This is a genomic window from Streptomyces sp. NPDC003697, assembly GCF_053587115.1.
In genome coordinates this window covers 1-25,503 of the sequence record NZ_JBSFNN010000043.1, presented here as the reverse complement: position 1 = coordinate 25,503, position 25,503 = coordinate 1, and the positions used below count along the sequence as shown (strand labels likewise).

The following is a 25,503-nucleotide window of genomic DNA, read 5'->3' as shown; positions in this document are numbered from 1 at the left end:
CGACGCGCCGGACCCCCGGGCAACGGCCCCGGGGTCCGCGCGCCGCGCGGGTCCGGCATCGTCCGCACCTCGCACGCATGCTTCCGGGCCCGGCGGTCCCCTTCGGTGCGGGAGGGGCCCGGGCACGGACGGCGTGCCCGGGCCGCGCCTTCCTCCTCAGGCCGCCGGCGCGCTGCCGGGGTGCAGGATCACCTTGGTGTAGCCCTCGATCCGCTTGTCGAACTTCTCGTACGCCTGCGGTGCCTCGTCCAGCGGCAGCTCATGGGAGACCACGAAGCCGGGCTTGGCCCGCCCGGCGATGATCATGTCGCGCAGCTGGCGGTTGTAGCGCTTGACGCTGCACTGACCGGTGCCCATCAGATGGCCCTTCTCGAACATGCGGCCGATGGAGACCAGCAGTTGGCCGTGCTTCGCGTGCTCGTCGGGGGCGCCCGGGTCGGCCGGCACGTACAGGCCCGGCACGCCGAACATGCCGGTCGCCCGGACCGTGTCGATCAGCGTGTTGAGGACCACCGCGGGTTCCTCACGGCTGGTGTCCCGAGTCGACTGGGCCTGGTATCCGACGGCGTCGACGCCCTTGTCGGTCCCCTCTCCGTCGGTCCGCTCCTTGATCTGCTCGGTGGGGTCGCCCTGGGTGAAGTCGATCGGGATGGCCCCGATCTCCTCCGCCTTGGCGAGCCGCTCGGGCACCCGGTCGACGACGAACACCCGCGCCGCGCCGCGCAGCAGCGCTGAGTAGGCGGCCATCAGCCCCACCGGCCCGGCACCGAACACGGCCACGCTCTCGCCGGTGGAGACCTGGGCGAGTTCGCACCCGTGGTACCCGGTCGGGAAGATGTCGGCGAGCAGGACGAAGTCGGTCTCGAACTCGTCACCCGGGGGCAGTTTCAGGCAGTTGAAGTCGGCGTAGGGAACCCGCAGCTTCTCGGCCTGCCCGCCGGGGTACGGGCCCATCGCCACGTAGCCGTAGGCGCCGCCGGCGAAGCCCGGGTTGACGGTCAGGCAGAACCCCGTCTTGCCGTCCACGCAGTTCTTGCAGAAGCCGCAGGCGACGTTGAACGGCATCACGACGCGGTCCCCCTTCTTGAGGGAGGTCACGCCGGACCCGGTCTCCTCGATGATGCCGAGGTTCTCGTGTCCGAAGATGATGCCGGGCTCCGCTGCCGTGCGGCCCTCGTACATGTGCAGGTCGGACCCGCAGATCGCGCTCGACGTGACGCGTACGATCACGTCGTTCGGATGCTGGATTCGAGGATCTTCGACCTCCTTCACCCGCACCTGGTACGGCTTCTCGTAGACGACGGCTTTCACCTCGGTCACCTCCGCGTCGAACGCTGGATGAGGCGGTGCCGAACGGGCCCCGACCCGGGGACGGACAAGTGCGACCGCGGCCTCGGCTGCGCCGCGGCCCGGATGCTCTCGCTTCACCGCCGGATGGTTCGAACAGTTCCAGAAAACGCCCCTGCGGCACCGCCTGCAACCGCTCACCGGGGCCCCGGAAACCCGCGCCGGCGAGCGGACCGCGAGGCGGGAGGCGGCGTGCCCGGACCGGATCCGCGGGGGCCGCCCGCGCGGCGGAGGTGCCGGCATGCGCCGGCTCCCCCGGGGCATCCGGTACGGGACGTCGTCCCGCGGCCCGCCGCCGCGGCCGCGCGCACGACGGGACGGGCCGTCCGCCAGGCCCCGGCTCCGGCGCGGGCCACCGCGGCCGGCCCGCGCCGGCGAACGCCGGAGGCTGTCCGGCGGACCGCGGTCACGGCCGTTCGGGCCCGCCGGGAACGTTCGGGCCGCACGGCACGTACTCTTGACAGCAGTAGGACCGCTCTCACGAAGGACTGAACGACACTGGGCAAGCGACAGCCCGAAGGCCCGCCGCCCGCACCCGCGGTGCAGCGCATTCGACTGCGCTACACCAAGCGCGGCCGCCTCCGGTTCACCAGCCACCGTGACTTCCAGCGCGCCTTCGAGCGTGCGCTGCGCCGTGCCGAGGTGCCGATGGCGTACTCGGCGGGGTTCACTCCGCACCCCAAGGTGTCCTACGCCAATGCCGCACCCACCGGCACGGGCAGTGAGGCGGAGTACCTGGAGATCGCGCTCACCGAGCCGCGTGACCCCGAGCGCCTGCGCGTCCTCCTCGACGAGTCGCTGCCCGCCGGGCTGGACGTCGTCGAGGCGGTCGAGGCCCGCACGCCGGGACTCGCCGACCGGCTGACGGCTTCCGTGTGGGAGCTGCGGCTGGACGGCGTGGAACCGGCCGAGGCCGCGCGCGCGGTCGAGGCCTTCAACCGGGCCGGGACCGTCGAGGTGCAGCGCCTGACCAAGAACGGCATGCGCACCTTCGACGCCCGCCCGGCCGTCGCGCACCTGGAGAGCGCCGAAACGCAGAGTGACCCGGCTGATAGGCCGGGCGACCAGGCCTGTGCGATACTGCGCCTGGTTGTTCGGCACGTGACGCCTGCCGTACGACCCGACGACGTCCTGTCCGGTCTCCGCGCCGTGGCCGACCTGGCGCCGCCGGTCCCCGCAGCGGTGACCAGGCTGGCGCAGGGGCTGCTCGATGAAGAGACCGGCACGGTGACCGACCCGCTCGCGCCCGACCGCGAGGCAGCGACGACCGCGCCGGAGACGGCCGCCGCCACTGCCGCCGCGACAGCGCCCGCGTAGGACGGTTCCGCGTCAGGGACGGACGTCGAAGCGCCGCCCTCGTACTCGGGAGCCACCTGGGTCGGGCAGCGCACCGACCAGAAGACTTTCGCCAGGCCGTACCGACAAGGCGTACGGAACCGGCGAGACAGGACACAGAAAGCTCCCGTGTGGCGCTCGCGCCCCGGACGGCGGCACCGCGCACCGCGCGAGCCGCGGACGTCAACGGCGGATCGACGCCGGACCGGGCGCGGCGCCCGGGAGCCCGACGGGAGATACGCCCGCATGCTCGAGCCGAACGAAACCACCGGGCCCGTGACGGGGTCCGAACAGAACACCCCCAGCGACACGCTGCCCCCGCGCCGCCGGCGCCGCGCCGCGTCCCGCCCGGCGGGCCCGCCCGCCGGGCAGGGCTCCGAGGAACTCGGCGAGGCGGGCGCGCCCACCGTCGCCGAGGTCGTCGCGCCGGCCATACCGGTCGCCGACCCCGCCGACCTCGTGGAAGACCAGGCGGACGCGACCGCCGAAGCGGAGGAGATCGAGGCCGCCGCGGCCACCGGAGCGCTGGAGAGCGCCGAGGGCGCCGTCGCCGCCGAGACCGCCGGGGCGCTTCAGCCCGCCGGCGCCGAAGAGCCGCCCGCCGCGCCGGCACGGCGCACGCGTCGGCGTGTCGCGGCGCCTGCCGGGACCCCCCGGGCCGCCCAGGGCGACGCGGCCGCCGAGACGGTCCTGCCCGCGGCAGGCGACCGGACGACGGCCGCCGCCGAGGACGCGGCGCGGACGCCCGGCGACGGCACGTCCGCCGGTTCCGTCGAGTCCGGCGACGCCGCCGCTCCGCCTCGTACCCGCCGCCGCGCCACCCGGCGCGCCGCCGCACCCGCCGGTGCCCCTGCCGCCGCCGAGACCGCCGAGACGGTGGTCCCCGCCGCGAGCGCGGAGAGCACCGGGGCCCGCGCCGCCTCGCCCGTCACCACCGCCGAGGAGTCCGCAGCGGACGCGGCCGAGGCGCCCGCGGACGCCCCGGCCGCCGGACGGACCCGCCGCCGTGCGACACGCCGTGAGTCCGCCCCCACCGGCGCCCCCGAGCCCGCCGCGACCGCCGAGACCGTGGAGGCGGCCCCGGCGGCCGAGGCCGCGGCGAGCCCCGTGCCGGAGATCGCCGCCGAGGCGCCGGCCGCCGAGCGGACCGCCGGAACCACCGAGACAGCCGGGGCCACCGAGGACGAGGCTCCGCGCCGGAGCCGCCGCCGTGCCACCCGCCGCGCGGCCGCGCCCGCCGGGGAGCAGGCGCCCGAGGCCGCTCCGGCCGCAGGGACCGCCGACACCCCCGAGCCCGCCGCCGCGACGTCTTCCGGCGGGGAGGACGAGGCCGAGGCGGCCGCCCCGCCGGCCAAGGCCACCCGGTCCCGCAGGGCGGCCCGCGAGCCGAGGACGCCGACCTTCGCGGCCCCCGCCGCCGAGGCGCCCGCCGAGGCGCCGCAGGCCGCCCCCGCCGGCGAGACCCCCGCAGCCGAGGAGGCCGCGGAGGAGTCCGGTCCGCGCCGTGCCCGGCGCCGGGCCGTACGCCGTGCCGCCACCGGGTTCGCCGAGCCGGCCCGGTCCGCCGCCGGTGAGTCCGCCGAGGAGGAGACCCCGCGCCGGCCCGAGCGTCCCGCCGTGGCCGTGTTCCAGCCGCCGGTCTTCGCCGAGCCGAAGTTCCAGACGCCGGAGCGCGCCGCCGCCGAGGCCGCCGCCGAGGCGGCCGGTGCCCACGAGGTCCCGCAGCAGCAGGCCGCGAGCGAGCAGGTCGAGCAGACCGAGCAGACCGGTTCCCGCCGTCGTCGCCGTCGCCGCGGTGCCGGGGACGGTGAGGAGCCCGAGAAGCAGGCCGTCGAGGTTCCCGTCGAGCCCCCCGCCGAGGAGACCGAGGAGGCGGAGGAGTCCGCCGAGAGCGAGGACACCGACGACACCGAGGACGGCGAGGAGGGCGGCACCCGCCGTCGCCGCCGTCGCGGTGGCCGTCGCCGCCGTCGCGGCGAGTCCGCGGACTCCGGCGGTGACGAGGAGGCGGACGAGACCGACGATGTCGCCGCCGAGCAGGCCGCGCAGGACGCCGAGGACACCGCCGAGCAGGCCGAGCAGGACCGCGAGGAGGACGAGGAGGCCGACCCGGACGGGGGCCGTGACGAGCACCCGGGCGCCGGCGGCTCCAGCAACAGCCGCCGTCGCCGTCGTCGCCGCCGCCGTGCCGGCGACGGGTCCGGCGACGCCGAGACGTCCACCGACGACCCGGAGCGCACCGTCGTCAAGGTGCGCGAGCCGCGCAAGCCCGCCGAGCCGTCCGACGAGGTGCAGTCCATCAAGGGCTCGACCCGTCTGGAGGCGAAGAAGCAGCGCCGCCGCGAGGGCCGTGAGCAGGGCCGCCGTCGCGTCCCCATCATCACCGAGGCCGAGTTCCTGGCCCGCCGCGAGGCCGTCGAGCGCGTGATGGTCGTCCGCCAGCACGGCGACCGCACGCAGATCGGCGTCCTGGAGGACGGCGTGCTCGTCGAGCACTACGTCAACAAGGAGCAGTCGACCTCGTACGTCGGCAACGTCTACCTCGGCAAGGTGCAGAACGTGCTGCCGTCGATGGAGGCCGCCTTCATCGACATCGGCAAGGGCCGCAACGCCGTCCTGTACGCCGGCGAGGTCAACTTCGAGGCCCTGGGCATGTCGGGCGGCCCGCGCCGCATCGAGTCCGCCCTGAAGTCCGGGCAGTCCGTGCTCGCCCAGGTCACCAAGGACCCGATCGGGCACAAGGGCGCCCGCCTGACCAGCCAGGTCTCCCTCCCGGGCCGCTACCTCGTGTACGTCCCCGAGGGCTCGATGACCGGCATCAGCCGCAAGCTGCCCGACACCGAGCGGGCCCGGCTGAAGGCCATCCTCAAGAAGGTGGTCCCCGAGGACGCGGGCGTCATCGTGCGCACCGCCGCCGAGGGCGCCACCGAGGAGGAGCTGCGCCGCGACGTCGAGCGGCTGCAGGGGCAGTGGGAGGACATCCAGAAGAAGGCCAGGAGCGGCGGCGCGAACGCGCCGACGCTGCTGTACGGCGAGCCGGACATGACCGTCCGGGTCGTGCGCGACATCTTCAACGAGGACTTCTCCAAGGTCGTCGTCAGCGGTGACGAGGCGTGGGAGACGATCCACGGCTACGTCTCGCACGTCGCGCCGGACCTCGCGCCGCGCCTGCAGCGCTGGACCAGCGAGGTCGACGTCTTCGCCACCCACCGGATCGACGAGCAGCTCGCCAAGGCGCTGGACCGCAAGGTGTGGCTGCCCAGCGGCGGTTCGCTGGTCATCGACCGGACCGAGGCGATGGTCGTCATCGACGTCAACACCGGCAAGTTCACCGGTCAGGGCGGCAACCTCGAGGAGACGGTCACCAGGAACAACCTGGAGGCGGCCGAGGAGATCGTGCGCCAGCTGCGGCTGCGCGACCTCGGCGGCATCATCGTGATCGACTTCATCGACATGGTCCTGGAGTCCAACCGCGACCTGGTGCTGCGTCGCCTGCTGGAATGCCTGGGCCGCGACCGCACCAAGCACCAGGTGGCCGAGGTGACCTCGCTGGGCCTGGTGCAGATGACCCGCAAGCGGGTCGGCCAGGGACTGCTCGAGTCGTTCTCGGAGACCTGCGTCCACTGCAACGGCCGCGGTGTGATCGTGCACCTGGAGCAGCCGTCGGCCGGCGGCAACGGCGGCAAGCGCCGCAAGCGCGCCCGTGCCGGTGCCGAGCAGCCGCACGAGCACGAGACGGCCGTGGTGTCCACCCCGACCGCCGAGGAGGAGGCGGAGGCGGAGGCCGAGCTCACCGCCGAGGCCATCGCCGAGCCGGTCGCCCTGCCGTCGCCGGAGTTCGCTCCGGACGAGGAGCTGTACAGCAGCGTCGCCGAGGCGGAGGCCGCGGCGTCCCGCGGCCGCGGCCGGCGGCGGGCGAGCCGGCGGGCGTCGGCTCCCGCGGGCACGCCTAGGGCCGGCGCCGACGGCGGCCCGGTGGCCCCGACGGCGCAGCAGGTCACCGCCGAGGAGGAGGCCGAGCGCCCGGTGCGGCCGGAGCCGGCCGCCGAGGCGAAGGCCGAGCCCGCGGCCGCCGAGGACCCCGTCGTCGCGGAGCGGCCCGACTCCGCGCCGGCCGAGGAGGAGACCGCGGCCGCGCCGGCCGAGGAGGCGCCCAGGGGCCGTGGCCGGCGTCGCGCGACCCGCAAGGTGTCGGCCCCGGCCGGCTCCCCGGCGGGTGCCGAGGCGGCCGTGGTGACGGTGCCCGAGTCCGCGCCGAGCGCCGCCGGGCCGGAGGCCGCCGAGGCCCCGGCCGAGGAGCCGCAGGCTCCGGCCGAGGCGCCCGCCGAGAGCGCCGCCCCGGCCCGCCCGCGTCGCCGTGCGGTGCGCAAGGCCACCGCGCCGACCGCACCCGAGGAGGCGGCCGTCGTGGTCGTCCCGTCGGCGGCGGGCACCGCGTCCGAGGACCGGGCCCCGGCTCCCGCCGAGGCGGGGGCCCAGGTCCCGGCCGAGGGGACCGTCCCGGCCGAGGCACCGGCTGAGGAGGCCGCCATCGCCGAGGCTTCGGCTGACGAGGCCGCCATCGCCGAGGCTTCGGCCGAGGAGGCCGAGGCAGCGGCGCCCGCGAAGAAGGCGGCCCGCAAGACCGCCAAGAAGGCGACGGCGAAGAAGGCCGCCACCAAGAAGGCGACGGCGAAGAAGACCGCCGCGAAGAAGACGACGGCCAAGAAGACCGCCGCGAAGAAGACGACCGCCAAGAAGGCGGCGGCGAAGAAGACGGCGCCGGAGGCGTCGGCCTCCGCGGAGGACTGACTGGCCCTCGCCCTCGCGGCGTCGCAAGCGGGACCAGCGCGGGGCACCGGTGAACCCACCGGTGCCCCGCCGGCATGTCCGGCCCGCAGCCGCCGCCGTCCGGCCCGGGGCCCCGAACCGCAGTCGCCCCCGGGCGCCCGGCGCCCGCTCCGCTGCGCTCGCGTGGAAACGCCGTGCGGTGCGGGCGGATTGTCCTGGTACCTCCGCTGCGGGAGTCGTGCGGCGGCGCGTGGCCGCACGCCCCGGATGCCCGACGCCCGGCACGCGCCGCTCTGCGCCCGATGCCCGGCGCCCGGTGCGCTTCGCCCGGCGTCCGGCACGCCGCGCCCGGCGTCCGGCGCGCACGCTCCAGGCTCGGCTGCGCTCGCGTGGAAACCCCCTGCGGTGCGGGCGAATTGTCCCGGTTCACCCGCTCCGGGGGCCGCGCGGCGGGGCCCGGTCGCACGCGCCGGGCGCCGCCGGCCGAGCGCACCGGCACCCTGTCCGAACCTCCTGCTCACGAACCGGTCACGATCGCGTGTCGGCTGTGACCTGACGGGCGCCAAGCTGAGGTGTTTCCGTTGCAACCCTGGGAAAAGCGCGTCCAGCCGTGCTGGTAACGTGGCTTCGGTCCCGGCAGGTGCTGACCGCACGCCGGGTCGCAGCCGGGGTGCACACCCGCTCCACACCGTCCGCACAACGGCTGTCTTCTCGCAAGGACTATCTGTGGGGGCAGGTCTTCCGCGAAAGCCGTTCGCCGCACAGGCATTGGCGAACTTTCAGGGATGTGGACGCGCGCTGCGCACCGTTCCGTCCCGGCCCATGTACAACGTGGCGCCCGCGGAGGTCGCCGAAGAGGAGGGGGATGTCGTGAGCGACACCCATGAGATACCAGCCGCCAGGCCCGTCATCGGGGACGAGGAGATCGAGGCCGCGGTGCGCGTGCTGCGCAGCGGCCGCGTCGTGCAGGGCCCCGAGGTGGCCGCCTTCGAGACGGAGTTCTCGGAGCTGGTGGCCGAGCGGCACTGCGTCGCGGTGAACTCCGGCACCTCCGCGCTGCACCTGGCCCTGATGGCACTCGGCCTGGGCCCGGGCGACGAGGTCATCGTCCCGTCGTTCTCCTTCGCCGCCTCCGCGAACGCCGTGCGGCTGGTGGGTGCCGACGTCGTCTTCGCCGACATCGACGCGGACACCTTCTGCCTGGACCCGGCGGCCGTCGAGGCCGCCCTCACGCCGCGCACCGCCGCGATCATGCCGGTGCACCTGTACGGCCACCCGGCGGCCATGGACCAGATCATGGCCATCGCCGAGAAGCACGGCCTGGCCGTCGTCGAGGACGCCTGCCAGGCGCACGCGGCCTCCCTGCACGGCACCCCGGTCGGTGCCTTCGGCGCCGCCGGGACGTTCAGCTTCTACCCGACGAAGAACATGCACGCCCTCGAGGGCGGCATGGTCAGCACGGCCGACGCGGAACTCGCCCGCACCCTGCGCCTGCTGCGCAACCAGGGCATGGAGCAGCGCTACGCCAACGAGATCGTCGGCGCCAACATGCGCATGACCGACGTCGCCGCCGCGATCGGCCGCGTCCAGCGGGCCAAGCTCCCCGCCTGGACCGAGCAGCGCATCGCCAACGCCGCGTACCTGACGGAGCACATCACCGCCGGGAACGTGGTCACGCCGAAGGTCGCCGAGGGCGCCCGGCACGTCTACCACCAGTACACCGTGCGCGTCCGGGGCGACCGGGACGCCGCCATGGCCCGCCTCGCCGAGGCCGGCATCGGCAACGCCGTGTACTACCCGACGCCGATCCACCGGCTGAAGCCGTACTGGGAGCCGGACCAGAAGGCCGGCCGCACCTGGGACCTGCCCGAGACGGAGCGCGCCGCCGCCGAGGTCGTGTCGCTGCCCGTCCACCCGGCCCTGTCCCAGGCGGACCTGGAGCGCATCGTGGCCGCCGTGAACGCACTGGGGGAGCAGCTGTGACCACCGGATCCCTGCGGGCCGGCCTCGTCGGCCTCGGTTCCATGGGCCGTCACCACGCCCGGGTGCTGTCCGGGCTGGACGGCGTCGACTTCGTCGGAGCCGTCGACCCGATGGGCGACAAGCACGGCGCCGCCCACGGCGCTCCCGTCCTCAGCACCGTCGAGGAGCTGATCGACCTCGGTGTGGACTACGCCGTCGTCGCCTGTCCCACGGCACTGCACGAGGAGGTCGGCCTGGCGCTCGCCGAGGCCGGTGTCTGCGCGCTCATCGAGAAGCCGGTCGCCGACACGGTCGAGGGCGCGCGCCGCCTCGTCGAGGCCTTCGAGTCGCGCGGCCTGGTGGCCGGCGTCGGCCACATCGAGCGGTGCAACCCCGCGCTGCGTTCGCTGCGGGCCCGGCTGGAGGCCGGCGAGCTCGGTGACGTCTTCCAGGTCGTCACCCGCCGCCAGGGCCCCTTCCCGCACCGCATCGCCGACGTCGGCGTGGTCAAGGACCTCGCCACGCACGACATCGACCTCACCGGCTGGGTGACGGGCCGCCAGTACGTGTCCATCGCCGCGCACACCGTCTCCAAGAGCGGCCGCGAGCACGAGGACATGGTCTCCGCGGTCGGCCGCCTCGACGACGGCACCATGGTCAACCACCTCGTGAACTGGCTGAGCCCGCTCAAGGAGCGCTTCACCTCGGTCACCGGCGAGCGCGGCTGCTTCATCGCCGACACCCTCACGGCGGACCTGACGTTCCACTCCAACGCCGCGGTGGCGACGGAGTGGGAGGCGCTGCAGGCCTTCCGCGGCGTGTCCGAGGGCGACATGATCAGGTACGCGATCCAGAAGCGCGAACCGCTCCTGGTGGAGCACGAGTTGTTCCGGGACGCCGTACTCGGCAAGGAACAGGACATCTGCACCCTGCGCCAGGGTCTGCGCACGGTGGAGGTGGCGGCGGCGGTGCTGGAGTCGGCCGCCGACGGCAGTACCGTCTTCATCGACCGCGAAGAGCACACGGCTGCCCGATAGGCTCCGGCGCGCGCCACCGTTGCTCCCCGGCCCCCCTTCGCCCAAGGGGGGCCGCACTCCTGTACCACCCGGAGGAAGTACCTGATGGAATCCCGTGCTCGCAGGCCGAGGCTGGCAGTGATCGTCGCCAACGGCATCACGGGCGACTCTCGTGTGCAGAAGACCGCTGTCGCTGCGGCACGAGACGGCTGGGACGTGACCCTCATAGGCCGGAGCGACACCAAGCGCGTCCAGCGGTCGAAGATGGGGCCGATCGAGGTGATCCGGGTACCCGTCGGATCGGACTACATGCGCGGGGTGAAGGCGCGCCGCGCACGCACGCTGCGGGCGACGGCCACGCAGTTCCACCTCCCGGACCAAGCGGCCCTGAACCGCTACACCGCCGCCTACAAGGCCTGGGTCCGCCAGAAGTCGGCCGAGAGCAACTGGGCCGGCGCCCCGCGCCGTACGTCCATCAAGGCGCTGCTTCGGGCCCGCCGCTCGGTGCACCGGCTGCGCGTCCAGGCGTACAAGTGGGAGCAGCGGCGCAGGCCCAAGGACCCGGCCCCGGTGCGGGACTGGCGCCTCGACTGGCCGCAGGTGGTGGACCTGGACCTCGCCTTCGGCCCGGTGATCGAGGAGGTCGAGCCGGACGTCATCCACGCCAACGACGTGACGATGATCGCCACGGCCGCGCTCAGCGCCGCCCGGCTGCGGGCCCGCGGCCACCAGTGCGCCTGGCTGTACGACGCGCACGAGTACGTCCGCGGCGTGGAGTGGCCCAACCCCCGCCAGGCCTACGCGCTGCCCGCGGTGGAGGCCGAGTTCATCGGCCGCGCCGACGCGGTCGTCACCGTCTCCTCGCAGCTGGCGGAGCTGCTGAAGAAGGACCACAAGCTGTCCGAGCTGCCGCTGGTGGTCGGCAACGCGCCGGTCCGCGAGGTGATCGGCGGCGGCAGCACGGCCTCCTCGGTGCGGGAGGCCTGCGGTCTTGGCCCCGACGTGCCGCTGATGGTCTACTCGGGCTGGATCGGCCCCGAGCGCGGCGTGGACGCCGTCATCGACGGCCTGCCGGAACTGCCCGGGTTCCATCTCGCCCTGGTCCACGGCCGGATGACACCGCTGCTGGAGCAGCTGCTCGCGCGCGCCGAGGCGCTCGGCGTACGCGACCGGATCCACCTGGTGCCCTACGTGCCGCAGCACGAGGTCGCCGACTACCTGTCCTCCGCGGACCTCGGCCTCACCCCCTTCCGGCGCGTGCCCAACTGCGAGGTGTCGCTGCCGACGAAGGTCCCCGAGTACCTCCAGGCCCGGCTGCCCCTGGTCACCAGCGACGTGAAGGTCATCAAGGCGTACGTCGAGAAGCACGGCCTGGGCGAGGTGTGGACCTGGGACGACCCGAAGACGTTCGCCGAGGCCGCCGCCCGGGCCATGGAGAACCGCGACAGGCTCGCCGCCGCGATCACCGAGGACGTCCTCACCGACCTGTCCTGGGAGGCGCAGAGCGGCAAGCTGCTGCAGCTGTACCGCGAGCTGTCGAAGAAGACCCCGCCCGGCCCCCGGCCCGAGGTGTCGTGGACGGTGCAGGAGACGCCCGACGCCGTGCGCACGGCGGACACCACCGGTGCCGACGGCAGGCCGCTGTGGCGGAAGATCGGCGACACCCGCGTCCGGCTGGGCCTCGGCCCCGCCAACTACGCGGGCCAAGGCGCCGCGTTCGCACAGGCCATCACGCGCCTGAACCCGGACGTGTCCGCCGAGGTCGTGATGAACAAGCGGCCGGAGTCCTTCGACTACCCGGCGGACGTCTACGTCGACGCCGACCGGCTGCGCGACCTCGACGTGCAGATGCAGCAGATGGAGCGGGTCATCGGCCGCTTCACGCACCTGCTCGTCGACGCCTTCATGCCGGTGTTCGGCCACCTCAACGGCACGTCCATAGCCGGCGACCTCGACGCGCTGAAGCAGGCCGGCATCAAGGTGGCACTGCTCGCGCACGGCAGCGAGATCCGCCACCCCGGCAACCACATGGCGCGGCACCCGTACTCGCTCTTCCATGACGCCCCCGACGGCATCGCGAAGAGGCTGCAGGCCAAGGCCGAGCTGAACAAGCGGATCGCGTCCGAAGCGGGCCTGCCGCTCTACGTGACGACGCCGGACCTCCTGGAGGACCTGCCGACGGCGAAGTGGGCGCCGCTGGTGGTCGACGTCGACAGCTGGGCCACCGACCGCCCGGTCATGGAGCGCAAGCGCCCGCTGGTGCTGCACGCCCCGTCCAAGCGGTGGACCAAGGGCACCGACCGGATCATGCCGGTGCTCACCGAACTGCACGACGCGGGAATCATCGAGTTCCGGCTCGCCGAGGGCATCCCGTGGGCGCAGATGCGCGACCTCGTGCAGAGCTGCGACCTCGTGCTCGACCAGTTCACCACCGGCAGCTACGGCACCTTCGCCGTGGAGGCGATGGCCGCGGGCAAGCCCGTCGTGGCCTACATCAGCGACGGGGTCAAGGCCACGACCGACGGTGCCCTGCCCATCGTCAGCGCCACTCCCGACACCCTCCGCGAGGTCGTGGAGGGCCTGGTGGCCGACCGCGAGGGCACGGCCCGCATCGGCCGGCAGTCCGTCGAGTTCGCCCGGACCTACCACGACGGCACCTGGACCGCCCAGGTCCTGGGCGGTTTCCTGAAGTGACCGGTTCAGAAAGGCTGTTCATGGAAGCGCAGAGCGCCGACGCGCCCCGGCCGGCCAAGGGCCGAGTCGTGATGCTGGTCGACAACAACGTCCAGAACGACTCGCGGGTGCAGAAGGCGGCCGAGTCCGCGGCGGCCGCCGGCTGGGACGTGGTGCTGCTCGGCCTGGTCCGCTCCGGCAGCGGGCGCAGCTGGAAGCTCGGCGACGCCGAGGTCCGGCTGCTGCCGCTGAAGACGCCGCTGGCCAAGCGGCACGCCGAACGGCACCGCTCGCCGCTGCGCCGTCCCTTCGCCTACCCGCCGGGACCGATGTCGGCCTACCGCCGGCAGTGGGCCAAGGCCTGGCGGGCGGACGTGGCCACCCGCAGGGCCGCCCTGAAGGTGGCGCCGCAGGCCGTCGGCGGCCCGGCGTTCCGCCGGGTCGAGAAGCTGCGCCTCCTCGCGGCCGGGCCGCTGTCCAGGTTCATGCAGAAGTGGGTCGAGTTCCGCGCCCGCCAGACCGGCCAGGCGCAGAAGGCGGGCCGCGCCCTGCGCGGGCCGCTCGACCGGGCCTTCACCGCCCTGTGGAAGACCGTCAAGGGCAGGCGCGCCTGGCGTCGCCTGGAACCGGTCCTGTGGGACTACGAGCTGACGTACGGCAAGGAGATCGACGCCCTCAAGCCCGACCTCATCCACGCCAACGACTTCCGGATGCTCGGCGTCGGCGCCCGCGCCGCGATACGGGCGCGCGCCAAGGGCCGCCCGGTCAAGCTGGTGTGGGACGCGCACGAGTACCTGCCCGGTGTCCGCCCGTGGGAGGACAACGCCCACTGGATCCCCGGCAACACCGCCCACGAGAGCGAGTACGCCCCGTTCGCCGACGCCGTGGTCACCGTCTCCGACGGCCTGGCCGACCTGCTCAGGGAGCGTCACGGCCTCTCGGAGCAGCCGACCGTCGTCCTGAACGCCCCCGACCGCCCCGTCGAGCGGGACCCGGTGCTCGAGGACACCGAGCCGGAGCCGGACCTGCGGGCCCTGTGCGGCATCGGGCCGGACGTCCCGCTGGTCGTCTACAGCGGCTCGCCCGGCCCGCAGCGCGGCCTCGGCGACATGGTGGAGGCCCTGCCGAAGCTCGAGGGCGTGCACATGGCGTTCGTCGTCCCCGCACCGGCGGCCGCCTACATCCAGGGCCTGCTGCGGCGCGCCCAGGAACTCGGCGTCGGCGACCGGCTGCACGCCGTCCCGTACGTCAAGCACTGGCAGGTCGTCCGCTTCCTGTCCGCGGCGGACGCCGGCTGCATCCCGATCCACCACTGGCCCAACCACGAGATCGCCCTCATCACGAAGTTCTTCGAGTACTCGCACGCCCGGCTGCCGCTGGTGGTGAGCGACGTGAGGACGATGTCGGAGGTGACCCGCTCCACGGGCCAGGGCGAGGTGTGCCGGGCCGAGGACGTCGACGACCTCGTGCGCGCGGTCAAGGCCGTGCTGGCCGACCCGGGGAAGTACCGGGCCGCCTACGACAAGCCCGGGCTGCTCGACGCCTGGACCTGGGAGGCACAGGCCGAGGTGCTGGACGAGCTGTACACCCGGCTCGTCGCCAGATCCTCCGGGGCGGACTCATGAGCGGGCGGGTCCCCGACGTCACCGTCGTCGTGGCCGTCTACAACACCATGCCCTACCTCACGGAGTGCCTGAACTCCCTGCTGGGGCAGAGCATCGGCCGCGACCGGCTGGAGGTCGTGGCGGTCGACGACGGATCCACCGACGACAGCGGGCGCGAACTCGACCGGTTCGCGCAGCTGTACCCGGACACCGTCAAGGTGATCCACCAGGCCAACTCCGGTGGACCCGCCGCCCCCAGCAACCGCGCGCTGGAAGTCGCCACCGGCCGCTACGTGTACTTCATCGGCTCCGACGACTACCTCGGCGAGGAGGCCCTGGAGCGCATGGTGGCCTGCGCCGACACGGGGGAGGCGGACGTCGTCGTCGGCAAGATGGTCGGCACGAACGGCCGGTACGTGCACCAGGCGCTGTACAAGGACGGCAACCGGGACGTCAGCCTGTACGACTCCGCCCTGCCGTTCACCCTGGCCAACACCAAGCTCTTCCGCCGGGCCCTGGTGGAGAAGCACAAGCTGCGCTTCCCCGAGCACCTTCCCGTCGGCAGCGACCAGCCGTTCACCATCGAGGCCTGCGTGCGCGCGCGGAAGATCTCGGTGGTGGCCGACTACATCTGCTACTTCGCCGTCAAGCGCGGCGACGCCAGCAACATCACCTACCGGGCCGACCACCTGTCCCGGCTGCGCTGCACCGCCGAGATCATGGACTTCACGGCCGGTCTCCTCGAACCGGGCCCGCAGCGCGACGCCGTGCTGCGCCGGCACTTCACCTGGGAGCTCGCCAAGCTCGTCCAGGACGACTTCCCCGGCCTGGACCGCGCCCTGCAGGAGGAGATCTGCGCGGGCATCGCCAAACTCGCCGACGTCTACTTCACCGACGGCATCCGCGACGCCATGGACGTCAAGCGCCGGGTGCGCATCGCCCTGGCCCGGGCCGGCGCCGTCGACGAGCTGAGCGAGGCGATCACCGGCGAGAAGGAGCACGGCGCGCCCCCCTTCGTCGTCGAGGGCGACCGCGCCTACGCCCGCTACCCGGGCTTCCGCTCCCCAGGCGTGGGCCTGCCCGACCGCACGTACGAGCTGATCGGTGAGGCGGTCCCCGGCCGTCTCGCCGAGGGGACGGAGCTGCTGCGCTCCGGCTGGGAGCAGCCGGGCGACGGCCTGGTCTACACGGCGTCCGTGCGGCTGCCGGTCGTCGGCGACGTCGGCAGCGCCACCCTGCGGCTGGTGCAGGGCGCCATGCCGAAGTCCGCGAACAGGACCGGCGCCCGCAGGCTCCCCGCCGACCGAACGCTGCCCGCACCGGCCGGGGAGATCACGACGGAGCCCGCCGAGGACGGGGCCGCCACCGTGCTGCACGCCCGTGTCCCGCTGGAGAGGCGTACCGTCAGGCTGGGCGTCCGGGTGTACGTGGACGTCGCCGGTGAGACCTACGAGATCGCGGTGCGCGGCAAGGACAAGCCCATGCCGCTGGCCCGCCGCTGGGGCCGCGACGAGGACCCCTACCGTGGCTCCGCGATCGTCAACGACAAGGGCCGTGTGGTGATCGACACGGCCCGGATGCACCCGCCCAGGCGGGCCCTGGCCTACCGGGCCATGCGGCGCGTGGCCGGGAAGCTGAAGTCCCGTGCCGTCGGCTTGAAGTCGATCGGTGCCAAGAAGCCGAACGGTTCCAGAAGGAAGTAGCGACCGTCCATGAACATCTGTGTAGTAGCGCTCGGCAAGATCGGGCTTCCGCTGGCCGTGCAATTCGCGTCCAAGGGCCACCGGGTCATCGGCGCGGACGTCAACGAGAAGGTCGTCGAGCTGGTCAACGCCGGCGTCGAGCCCTTCCCCGGTGAGCACGACCTCGACGTCAAGCTCAAGCAGGCCGTCGACGCCGGTCTGCTGAGCGCGACCACGGACACCGCCGCCGCGGTCGCCGAGTCCGAGGCCGTCGTCGTGGTCGTCCCGCTGTTCGTCGACGCCGAGGGCGTGCCGGACTTCGGCTGGATGGACGCCGCCACGAAGGCGATCGCCCAGGGACTCAAGCCCGGCACGCTCGTCTCCTACGAGACCACGCTGCCGGTCGGCACCACCCGCACCCGGTGGGCGCCGATGCTGGCCGAGGGCTCGGGCCTGCGGGCCGGTGAGGACTTCCACCTGGTGTTCTCGCCGGAGCGTGTGCTCACCGGCCGGGTCTTCGCCGACCTGCGCCGCTACCCGAAGCTGGTCGGCGGCATCGACGAGGCGTCCACCGCCCGCGGTGTGGCGTTCTACGAGCAGGTCCTCGACTTCGACGAGCGCGACGACCTGCCCCAGCCGAACGGCGTGTGGGACCTGGGCACCGCCGAGGCCTCCGAGCTGGCCAAGCTCGCCGAGACGACCTACCGGGACGTCAACATCGGCCTGGCGAACCAGTTCGCGCGCTTCGCCGACGCCAACGGCATCGACGTCAAGAAGGTCATCGAGGCCTGCAACTCGCAGCCCTACAGCCACATCCACCAGCCGGGCATCGCCGTCGGCGGCCACTGCATCCCGATCTACCCGCGGATGTACCTGTGGAACGACCCGGCCGCCACCGTCGTGCGCTCCGCCCGCGAGGCGAACGCCGCGATGCCCGAGTACGCCGTCGATCTGCTCGCGGCCGCCTACGGCGACCTGCGCGGGGTCAACGTGCTGGTGCTGGGCGCGGCCTACCGCGGCGGGGTGAAGGAGACCGCCTTCTCCGGCGTCTTCCCGACCGTCGAGGCGCTCAAGGCGCGCGGCGCCGTCCCGTTCGTCTCGGACCCGATGTACACGGCCGACGAACTGACCGCGCTGGGCCTCGTGCCCCACCAGGGCGAGAAGGTCACCGCCGCGATCCTGCAGGCCGACCACGCCGAGTACCGCTCCCTGACCCCGGCCGATCTGCCGGACGTCACGGTTCTCGTCGACGGGCGCCGTACCACCGACCCGGAGGCCTGGAAGGGCGTCCGCCGCGTCGTCATCGGCGGCTGACGTTCACGGCACGAGGAAGGGCCCGTCCAGCCGGACGGGCCCTTCCTCGTGGATGCGGTCAGCTGCGGGCGTCGGCCGCCCGCCGGCGGGACTCCTTCTCCAGGGCGCTGCGCAGCCACCTCTGCGAGGGCTTCTCCACGAACCGGTGGACGAGCCAGGACAGCGCCAGCAGCGATGCCGTGGTGACGCCGAGCGTGGCCCAGGCGCCCAGGTACCCGTACAGGGTGCGGATCATCGCCCAGCCGAGCTCCTCGTGGAGCAGGTAGAGCGGGTAGACCAGCGCGCCCGCCGAGGCCAGCCACTTCCAGCCGATCCGGTCGAGCTTGTGCAGCGCGACGGCGAGGACCAGCAGGTAGAAGACGGTGACCAGCGCGAGGGCGAGGTAGGGGTCGCGGTCCATGCCCTCGTCGTGACGCAGATGGTCGGCGTGCTGGACGAGGTCGCTCTGCATCACGAGCCAGCTCGCCCCGAGCAGGCCCCACAGCTTGAGGTCGGGGCCGAAGCGGTACATCAGGTACATCGCGATGCCGGAGACGAACAGCGCGGTGTTCAGCGGCTGCGCGAAGATGCCGAGCAGGGGGACGTCGTCCTGCTGCACCAGGACGCTCGCGAGCAGCCACAGCCAGCAGAAGACGGAGACGCGGACGTAGTCCAGGCCCTTCCACAGGACGGCCAGGAAGATCAGGTAGAAGGTGAGCTCCACCCACAGGGTCCAGTAGGCGCCCACGAGGTGCCGGGCCGAGAGAGGCACCTGGAACATCGTCAGGTTCGTCAGCGAATCGCTGACGCTCGGCGCCTTGCGCGCGCCGTCGGGCAGCCCCCGCCAGACGAGGACGGCGACGACCACCGAGAACCAGTAGGCGGGGAAGAGCCGCAGGAAGCGGGCCCGCACGAACTGGCCCGGCGTGCGGTCCCAGGCGGACAGGCAGATGACGAAGCCGCTGATGATGAAGAACAGCTGGACGCCGTACGAGCCGTAGGAGGTGACCGGGAAGAGCCAGGGGAACAGCTCCTTGGGGTTCACACCCCAGTTCGCCCGCGTGGCCGCGTCGACACCGGTGAAGTGGAATATCAGCACGGAGAGCGCCGCCAGGACCCGCAGGGCGTCCAGCGCGTACAACCGGGGGGCCGGCGCCTTCGCGGGCGGCACGGAGCCGTGCGCGTCCGCCGCGTCACGGGGTGCCGGAACCTTGACGTCGGTCTGGGACATGTGAGGTCCTCGCTGTGTGTTCTGGGCGCCCGGACCGCGCGGCCCGGGCGCCGGTGAGGCCGGAGGACCGAAGGCTCCGGTGTCCCGGGCCACCCCCCGATGCCGCCTGCCCGCTCACTCCGCCTCGGCGAGCGTCCCCTCGGCCGTCTCCTTGTACAGTCGGCCGGACTTGGGGCACTCCCAGACCCCGGCCTCGCCCTCGCGCTCGACCAGGCGGACGCCCTCGTGGCCGACCCAGCCGATCTGCCGCGCGGGCACGCCGACGACGAGCGCGAAGTCGGGGACGTCCCTGGTGACGACCGCGCCGGCCGCGACCATGGCCCACCGGCCGATCCGGACCGGGGCCACGCACACCGACCGCGCGCCGATCGAGGCACCGTCGGCGATCTTCACGCCGACGGCCTCCCAGTCGCCGCCCCGCTTCTGCTTGCCCTCGGGGTCGACGGAACGCGGGTTGTGGTCGTTGGTGAGCACCACGGCCGGGCCGATGAAGACGCCGTCACCGAGTTCGGCGGGCTCGTAGACGAGCGCGTAGTTCTGCAGCTTGCAGTTGTCACCCATGCGCACACCCGAACCGACGTACGCGCCGCGACCGATGACGCACCCTTCGCCCAGGCGGGCGTCCTCACGGATCTGCGCGAGGTCCCACACGCTGCTTCCGGCGCCGATCTCGGCGCTCTCGTCGACCTGAGCGCTGGGCTGGACCCTGTAGTTCACTTCTCTGCCTTCCCCTGGTGCTTCGGCAGCGAGCATACGGGGGCCGCGTGTCCCGCAGGGCGGGGGCGTCGCCCCGCGGGTGCCGAAGACCGCCCCCCGGCGGGGCGGAGCCGTCGGCGGCATGGCGGCCCAGCCCCGGTCCTGTGTCCCCGGTGTGCGGCTTACGCGGGTTTTGTGAACGACCGGGGCGACCGGTGTGACCTTTGCCACGTTCGGCGGAACGAAATCTGCTATTGCATGTTCACCTCAAGTGACGGGATGATCCCTTGACCTTTTTTAGACCGTCTTTATCCACGGGGGGCCCGTGTCAAGGGTGGGGAAAATCTGGCGGCACAGTGCTGCCGTCGCGCTGACGGCAGCGCTGCTGACGGGGGGACTCGGAGCCGGCGGCACGCCGGCCGCGGCCGCCGTCGCGTGTCCTTCGGGAACCGAGTCCGACTTCAACGGGGACGGTGTCAGGGACACGGCGGTCGCCGATCCCGAGGCGAGCGACGACGGCGTGGCCAAGGCGGGTGCGGTGCACATCGTCTACGGCGGCGGCAAGGGCACGCTCACGCTCAGGCAGTCCCTCGACAACGTCCCGGGCGTGCCGGAGACGGGCGACCGGTTCGGCTTCTCGCTCGCCGTGTACGACGCCGACCTGGACGGCTGCAGCGACCTGGTGGTCGGCAACCCGTACGAGGACATCGGCACCGTGCCCGACTCCGGGTCCGTGCACGTCTTCTACGGCTCCACCAGCGGCCTGAACGCCGGCCGGGCCGTGAAGGAGTTCTACCAGGGCACCGACAAGCCGCTCGGCGGCGGCGCGGAGACCGACGACTGGGTCGGCTACGCGGTCGCGGCCGGCAAGACCTCGGCCGGCACGCCGTACCTGCTCATCGGCAGCCCCGGGGAGTCCGTCGGCACCGTCGACGACGCCGGTGCGTTCTACTACGTCAGCGGCACCGCGCAGACGGTCGTCTTCGTCAGCCAGGACACCGACAAGGCCGGCGCCGTGTCCGGCGTCGCCGAGCAGGACGACCGCTTTGGCTCCACCCTCGCCGCGACCCCGACCCACTTCGCGGTCGGCACGCCCGGCGAGGCACTGGGCACCACGACCTTCGCGGGCGGCGTGGCCTGGTTCAACCACACGCTGACCTCCGGCTATCCGAAACCGCTGGGCGGACTCGGCCAGGACCAGGACACCATCAGCGGGGCCGAGGAGGTCGGCGACCAGTTCGGCGCCGCCCTGGCCATGGTCCCCTACCGGCCCTCCGGCGCGACCTCCACCACCGAGTCGCTGCTCGCGGTCGGCGTCCCCGGCGAGGACCTGTCGACGACCGTCGACGCGGGTGCCGTGCAGATCTTCCGCCTCACCGCGAGCGGCAGCTTCTCCGAGGTCGCCTGGATCGACCAGAACAGCGCGGACGTCGACGGCGAGGCCGAGGCCGGCGACTTCTTCGGCCGGCGCCTGGCCGCCGTCAACACCTCCCCGAACGCGACGTCCACCGCGACGACGACCCGGCTCGCGATCGGCGTGCCCGGTGAGGAGTCGTCCGAGGAGCACGCGGACGAGGGCGGCGTCCTCGTCGTGCCGATGGTCGGCGCCGCCGGCGGCTCCGACCAGTGGATCGACCCCGGCTACGGCATCCCGTCCACCCCCGCGCCGCGCATGCTCACCGGCCTGTCCCTGGGCGGCACCTCCGCGCTGCTGTACGTCGGGGTGCCCTACGGGCCGGCCGAAGGCAGGGCCGTCTACGGCTTCCCGTGGAACGTGGCCTCCGGCGGTGCCCCGACGCTGACGATCAAGCCCGGTGAGGGCGGCCTCCCGGCGGACGGTGTCGCCTTCGGCACCACCGTGCGCTGACGAGGTCCCGCACCGTCGTGGGGCCCGGCCGCCGGGTCCCACGACGACCACCACGGGGCGTCCCCCACGAACCGGCCGCGACGCACACCGTCCCGGGCCTCCCGTGGCGGACCGCCTCCGGCGACCCGGGCCGACGGACCCGCCGGCCCGGCGGGGGCGGCCTCCCCGTGGCCGCCTTCGGCGCGGCCGTGCGGTGAGCACCCGCCGGCCCCCTGACCCCTCACGCCGGACCGGGCGGTCCGGCGATCGGAACTCCGAGACGACCGACACGATGCAACTGGGGAGTGGACGCGTGTCCGCAGACAGACAGAGACCGGTACGGCGAGCCGTGCTGCTGCGCGCCGCCGTGGCGGCCGCCGTCACCGGTGCGGTGGTGGCGGGTGGCATGGCGGTCCTGCCGGGCGACGCCCCGGCGCGGGACCAGGCGCCGGTCGCCGCGGGCCGGCCGGCGCAGACCGAGCAGCAGGCCCTGGAACTGGCCAGGAAGAGCGGCAAGAAGGCCGAGGTCGTCGGACTGCGCACCGAGCGCAGGGAGATCTTCGCCGAGCCCGACGGCACCTTCACCGCCCGTGAGTACACCGAACCCGTCCGCACCGTCCGGGACGGCGCGTGGGTCGACATCGACGCGACGCTGGTGAAGCACGCCGACGGCACCTGGGGTCCGAAGGCCGCCACCGTGGACCTGAGCCTCTCCTCGGGCCAGGCGGGCAAGCCGTTCGTGACGATGCGGCGGGCCGGCCGCGAGTTCGCCCTGAGCTGGCCGTACGGCAAGCTGCCCGCGCCGCGGGTCGACGGGGACACCGCCACCTACCCCGACGCCCTGCCCGGCGTCGACCTGACCGTGCGCGCCGAGGCCGACGGGTTCGGCCATCTGCTGGTCGTCAGGACGCCCGAGGCGGCGGCGAACCCGAAGCTGGCCCGGCTCGACCTCGGCATGACGACCGACGGCCTGAAGGTCGCCGAGGACGCCACCGGCGCGATCGTCGCCGAGGACTCCGCCGTGGGCGGCACCGTCTTCCAGGCCGGCAAGCCGGCGATGTGGGACTCGGCGGCCGTCGCCGAGGCCGCGGCGAGACGGCAGGGCCCCAGGGCCGTGACGAAGGCCCTGAAGTCCGCGGCGGCCGGGGCCGGCGAGACCGCCGCGGCGACCGCGACCGCCGCGGCGACCCCGACGGCCGGTCCCACGGCCGACGGCCGGGCGCCGGAAGCCGCCCTCGAGGGCCCGGGCGGCGGTGGCCGCGTCGCCCCGCTGGACGTCCAGGTCGCCCCGGGCCGGCTGAGCCTCGTCCCCGACCGGAAGCTCCTCACCGGCGCGGACACCGTCTTCCCCGTCGTCATCGACCCCATCCAGCGGACCACCTCGCGCACCGCCTGGACCGGCGTCATGTCGGGGATGCCCGGCGAGCAGGACTGGAAGTACTCCGGCAGCGCGGGCGTCGGCAAGTGCCCCACCGACTACAACCCGGTCTCCTGCAACGGCGTCGGCGTCCGCCGCGTGCTGTTCACGATGCCGCTCTCCTTCTACAAGGGGAAGCAGATCCTGGGCGCGACCTTCTCCGCCCGGGTGGAGCACATCTACAGCGCCTCCCCGACCGCGGAACCCATCAAGCTGTACCGGATCGGCGGCAAGAACTACTCGCTCACCTCGTCCAGCAACTGGTCCAACACCTCGGACGACTGGGACGACTACCTGCAGACCGTCGACAAGGCGATCTCCCCGACCTCCTGCTCCAGCCAGGCCAACCTGCACTTCGAGAGCGGTGCGACCGGCGAGCTGACCAGCGAGGTGAAGACGGCCGCCGCCGAGGGCTGGAGCTCGATGACGCTGGGCCTGCGGGCCTCGGACGAGACCCGCTTCGCCGAGTGGAAGCGGATCTGCGGCAACGCCTACCTGTCGGTCAAGTACAACAACCTGCCGCGCCAGATCAAGACGTCCGACATGTCCACCGACCCCGGTGGCCTGTGCAAGTGGGGCGCCGGCCGAGAGTTCACCGAGGTCCCGCCGAAGCTGCAGGCCATCGCGAGCGACCCCGACCACGGCAACGGCCAGACCGACAAGGTGAAGGTCGAGTTCAAGGTGGAGTGGACCGACCCCGCCACCAAGGAGGCCAAGTCCTACAGCTACACCACGCCGGACTGGCTCTCCCCGACGACGGGCACCAAGTTCGCCCACACCGTCAAGTCGACGATCCCGCAGAACACCGTCATCTACTGGAGCGCGCGGGCCTACGACGGTGACGGCTGGGGCCCGTGGAGTTGGGAGGGCGACACCGCGCAGCGCTGCGAGTTCATCTACGACAAGACGCTGCCCGGCAAGCCCAACGTCCTGTCCAAGCAGTACCCGTCGGACACCGTCTACCACGACGGCGTGGGCACCTACGGCACTTTCACCTTCGCACCGAACCCGAACGACTCCATCCCGGACACCGACGTCGTCAATTACCGCTACGCCTTCGACAGCACCGCCAGCCCCGCGACGCCCCTCCCCCCGTCCTCGGCCGGCGGCTCCGTGTCCGTGCAGTGGATGCCGACCCGTTCGGGACGGCACTGGGTGGACGTGATCGCCGTCGACAAGGCGGAGAACCCCAGTACCAAGGCGCACTACGAGTTCCTGGTGAGCGAGGGCGCGCCGGTCGTCGGCCAGTGGAACCTCGCCGACCAGGACGGCAGCGGCGAGGCCAACGAGGAGAGCGGCCAGTACGCGGCGACCGCGGGCAGCGCCGTCACGTTCGGCGTGGACGGACCCGGCGGCAAGGCCGACAAGGCGGCCCGCTTCGACGGCAGCCCCGAGGCGTACCTCGACGCGAGCGAGACCGTGCTCGACACCGCCAGGAGCTTCAGCGTGAGCGCCTGGGTGCGGCCCACCGCGCTGGACCGCGACATGGCGGTCGTCAGCCAGGACGGCACCGGCGAGCCCGGCTTCACCCTCGGCTACGACGCGTCCGCGGGGACCTGGAAGTTCTCCGTCCCGGTCAACGACGTGGACTCCCTCGGCGAGTGGAAGGCCGTGTCCGCCGGGGTGAGCGTGGTCAAGGACCAGTGGGTGCTGCTGACCGGCGTGTACGACGCGCAGAAGAGCGGCGGCCCGCTGCTCCAGCTCTACGTCGGCAAGGAGCTGAAGGGCTCCGCCACACGGCGCTCCACCTGGAAGTCGTACGGACCGCTGCAGATCGGCCGCGCGACGGCCAGGAGCGGCTACCGCGACCACTTCACCGGTGACCTCGCCGAGGTCCGCGTCTTCGACCGCGTCCTGCCCCCGGCCCAGGTCGCCGAGCTGATGACGGTCAAGCCGCAGCGCAAGGGCTACTGGCAGCTGGACGACGCCGCGGGCGGCGCGGCGGCCGAGACCGGCGGCGGCCAGGCGCTCAACCTGGCCGGGAACGCCTCCATCTACCGCCCGGCCGACCCGCTGTTCGACACCGCCGCCCTCGTCGGCGACGGCAACCTGGTCCTGGACGGCGACGGGGACTACGCGTCCACCACCACCGCCCCGGTCACCGGCAACAGCAGCTTCACCGTGACCGCCCGCGCCCAGCTCACCTCGCTGGACCCGGAGAAGTCGCAGACCGTGCTGTCGCTGCCGGGCGCCAACGCCAACCGGGTCCAGGTCCGCTACCAGGCGGCCACCGGCCAGTGGGAACTGGCCGTCGCCACCACCGACGCCGCCGACGCCAAGGTCGTCACCTTCACCGACGACCAGGAGCTCCCCGACACCGACGGCTCCGGCCAGCACCTGGCGGTCGTCTACGACGCCTTCGCCAACACGATCCGGCTCTACGTCCAGGGCCAGCTCGTCGCCGGCGCCTACGGCACGGACGAGACCCTGTGGTCCGCCACCGGAGGTCTGCAGGTGGGCCGTTCGCTGCGCGGCGCGAGCGAATACTTCGCCGGAGCCATCGACGAGGTGCGCGTCTACAGCGGGGCGGCCGACCAGGTCGCGGTGCAGCAGATGGCCCAGCTCGTGGCCGTCCCCGACATGTGACGGCACGTCACCGGAATCCCCGGGGTGCCGGACGCGACGACGTCC

13 protein-coding genes are annotated in these 25,503 nt (G+C 73.2%); 10 read left to right on the top strand and 3 right to left on the bottom strand.

Annotation, left to right across the window (positions count from 1 at the left end; translation table 11 throughout):
* Positions 1-156: 156 nt before the first annotated feature.
* Complete coding sequence (locus tag ACWDNY_RS18570; protein WP_451646857.1) at positions 157-1,311, bottom strand: glutathione-independent formaldehyde dehydrogenase; 1,155 nt, start codon at positions 1,309-1,311, stop codon at positions 157-159.
* Between the two features lie 576 nt (positions 1,312-1,887).
* On the opposite strand from ACWDNY_RS18570, the gene ACWDNY_RS18565 reads away from it, so the two are divergent.
* From ACWDNY_RS18565 to ACWDNY_RS18530, 8 genes are all read left to right on the top strand, one after another.
* Positions 1,888-2,664: a TIGR03936 family radical SAM-associated protein gene (locus ACWDNY_RS18565; RefSeq protein WP_451646837.1), complete on the top strand. Its 777-nt coding sequence runs from the start codon at positions 1,888-1,890 to the stop codon at positions 2,662-2,664.
* Positions 2,665-2,928: 264 nt separating this feature from the next.
* Positions 2,929-7,473, top strand: a complete 4,545-nt coding sequence (locus ACWDNY_RS18560) for an Rne/Rng family ribonuclease (RefSeq protein ID WP_451646836.1) — start codon at positions 2,929-2,931, stop codon at positions 7,471-7,473.
* A gap of 849 nt (positions 7,474-8,322) precedes the next feature.
* Positions 8,323-9,435 (top strand): DegT/DnrJ/EryC1/StrS family aminotransferase, encoded by a 1,113-nt coding sequence (locus ACWDNY_RS18555; RefSeq protein WP_451646835.1) that lies wholly within the window; start codon positions 8,323-8,325, stop codon positions 9,433-9,435.
* Positions 9,432-10,451, top strand: a complete 1,020-nt coding sequence (locus ACWDNY_RS18550; RefSeq protein ID WP_451646834.1) for a Gfo/Idh/MocA family protein — start codon at positions 9,432-9,434, stop codon at positions 10,449-10,451. The genes ACWDNY_RS18555 and ACWDNY_RS18550 overlap by 4 nt, the downstream gene beginning before the upstream one ends.
* A gap of 84 nt (positions 10,452-10,535) precedes the next feature.
* Positions 10,536-13,124: a glycosyltransferase family 4 protein gene (locus ACWDNY_RS18545; RefSeq protein ID WP_451646833.1), complete on the top strand. Its 2,589-nt coding sequence runs from the start codon at positions 10,536-10,538 to the stop codon at positions 13,122-13,124.
* A gap of 20 nt (positions 13,125-13,144) precedes the next feature.
* On the top strand, positions 13,145-14,728 hold the full coding sequence (locus tag ACWDNY_RS18540) for a glycosyltransferase family 4 protein (protein ID WP_451646832.1): 1,584 nt from the start codon (positions 13,145-13,147) through the stop codon (positions 14,726-14,728).
* Positions 14,725-16,410 carry a glycosyltransferase family 2 protein gene (locus tag ACWDNY_RS18535; protein WP_451646831.1) on the top strand — a complete coding sequence of 562 codons (1,686 nt, stop codon included), beginning with the start codon at positions 14,725-14,727 and terminating at the stop codon, positions 16,408-16,410. Before ACWDNY_RS18540 ends, ACWDNY_RS18535 begins: the two co-directional genes overlap by 4 nt.
* Positions 16,411-16,419: 9 nt before the next feature.
* A complete protein-coding gene (locus tag ACWDNY_RS18530) occupies positions 16,420-17,703 on the top strand; it encodes a nucleotide sugar dehydrogenase (RefSeq protein ID WP_451646830.1) in 1,284 nt (427 codons plus the stop codon).
* 58 nt (positions 17,704-17,761) lie between these two features.
* Here the strand turns inward: ACWDNY_RS18530 and ACWDNY_RS18525 are convergent, their stop codons facing one another.
* Both ACWDNY_RS18525 and ACWDNY_RS18520 read right to left on the bottom strand, forming a co-directional pair.
* On the bottom strand, positions 17,762-18,913 hold the full coding sequence (locus tag ACWDNY_RS18525; protein WP_451646829.1) for an acyltransferase family protein: 1,152 nt from the start codon (positions 18,911-18,913) through the stop codon (positions 17,762-17,764).
* Positions 18,914-19,027: 114 nt separating this feature from the next.
* Positions 19,028-19,630 carry an acyltransferase gene (locus ACWDNY_RS18520; RefSeq protein WP_451646828.1) on the bottom strand — a complete coding sequence of 201 codons (603 nt, stop codon included), beginning with the start codon at positions 19,628-19,630 and terminating at the stop codon, positions 19,028-19,030.
* 313 nt (positions 19,631-19,943) lie between these two features.
* Here ACWDNY_RS18520 and ACWDNY_RS18515 point away from each other — a divergent pair, with 313 nt between their 5' ends.
* Together ACWDNY_RS18515 and ACWDNY_RS18510 are read left to right on the top strand one after the other, a co-directional pair.
* Positions 19,944-21,476, top strand: coding sequence for an FG-GAP repeat protein (locus ACWDNY_RS18515; RefSeq protein ID WP_451646827.1), 1,533 nt, complete (start codon positions 19,944-19,946; stop codon positions 21,474-21,476).
* A gap of 292 nt (positions 21,477-21,768) precedes the next feature.
* On the top strand, positions 21,769-25,458 hold the full coding sequence (locus ACWDNY_RS18510) for a LamG domain-containing protein (protein WP_451646826.1): 3,690 nt from the start codon (positions 21,769-21,771) through the stop codon (positions 25,456-25,458).
* The last annotated feature ends 45 nt before the right edge of the window (positions 25,459-25,503 follow it).